1 rRNA gene is annotated in these 385 nt (G+C 46.0%); it reads left to right on the forward strand.

Features of this window, described 5'->3' with window-relative positions:
- Nucleotides 1-385, forward strand: a 23S ribosomal RNA gene (locus FCL48_RS24745); the annotation flags it as partial.

Consider the following 385-nt stretch of genomic DNA (forward strand, 5'->3'; position numbering starts at 1 on the left):
AATTGTTTATACAACCAGGAGGTTGGCTTAGAAGCAGCAACCCTTTAAAGAAAGCGTAATAGCTCACTGGTCTAATGATACCGCGCCGAAAATTTAACGGGGCTAAGCATAGTACCGAAGCTACGGATTCGATAAGCTGATTTAAGGTTATGAGCAGGAAGGATAGTTACATTTCGCGAGCGTTTTTTGCGAGCAACTCCCCTCCCGGCTAAGCACCTTAGTCAGAAAAAGTTGATAGTCTTAAATCAGCTTATCGAATGGTAGGAGAACATTGTGGCCGCCTGAGAAGGTACACCGAAAGGAGTGCTGGAGGTTCCACAAGAGCTTATGTTGACACGAGTAGCGAAAATGAGGGTGAGAAACCCTCACGCCGAAAGCCTAAGGT

The organism is Desulforhopalus sp. IMCC35007, from assembly GCF_005116575.1.
Lineage (GTDB): Bacteria > Desulfobacterota > Desulfobulbia > Desulfobulbales > Desulfocapsaceae > Desulforhopalus_A.